General features: G+C 37.9%; 1 protein-coding gene. It reads left to right on the top strand.

Features of this window, described 5'->3' with window-relative positions; translation table 11 throughout:
* Positions 1–8 precede the first annotated feature (8 nt).
* Entirely contained in the window at positions 9–944 is a 936-nt protein-coding gene (locus H4683_RS21175; protein WP_338062521.1) for a tyrosine-type recombinase/integrase, read from the top strand.
* Positions 945–1053 lie beyond the last annotated feature (109 nt).

Below are 1053 nucleotides of genomic sequence, written 5' to 3' on the forward strand. Positions count from 1 at the left end.
ACAATACAATAAAATCCTATAAATATGCATTCCGTCTGCTCATCGAATTCATGTACAAGGAAAAGGGAATTGAAGCTGATAAAATCACTTTTGACAAGCTTGATTATAAAACATTAACAGACTTTTTCACATGGATTGAATCAGTACGTGGCTGTAGTGCATCTACTAAAAACCAACGGTTGTCCGCTGTAGCCTCTTTTTCTGCTTATGCACAAAACCAGGACTTTGCTGCGGCTTCTATTTTCAGGAATAGCGTAAATAAGATTCCAGTGAAGAAAACACAACATAAGCAAAGGGTTATTCTTTCCCGTCAGGAGGTTACCATACTTTTAGCACTTCCCAATGAAAATCGGGCAATTGGTTTCAGGGATAAGATCCTGCTAAGTCTAATGTACGCAAGTGGAGCTCGTGCACAGGAAATATGTGATCTTACGGTGGGAAAACTTCAATTTCATGAAAAAGGAGCTACACTAAATATTAGAGGGAAAGGAGGAAAGAGCCGCCGTATCGGAATTCCCACCGCATGTGCCGTACTGCTTCGGCAGTATATTGACCACAGAAAAATCAAAAGTAAACCAGAAAGACATATATTTTCAAGCCAAACACATGAACAGATGACCGTTTCCTGCGTGGAAGGAATATTCAAGAAGTATGTAACTATTGCCAAAAAGGATAATCCATCAATGTTTATTGCTAATAGTTATCCACCTCATTCTATGAGACACACAACTGCCAGCCATATGCTTGAAGCTGGGGTACCCTTGGTTGTAATTAAGAACTTTTTAGGTCATGCCTCTTTGAAGTCGACTGAGATTTATGCGGAAATTTCCCAAAACACGGTGAACAAACATTTAAAAGAATGGAATGAAAAATGGTTCCCTAATAACGTAGAGGAAAGAAAAACACCTCAGATATCAAATGAAATTCCGGATTTTCTGGACTGAAAACAAAAAAATGTATCAAATTATTATCCGAGAAAAAAAGAAGAATTACTGTATTTGTAAGGCATACAGTAATTCTTCTCGGATAACCAATCTTCTTGGATAATGTGCC

Origin of the sequence: Sporosarcina limicola (assembly GCF_014873855.1) — a bacterium.
GTDB lineage: Bacteria > Bacillota > Bacilli > Bacillales_A > Planococcaceae > Sporosarcina > Sporosarcina limicola.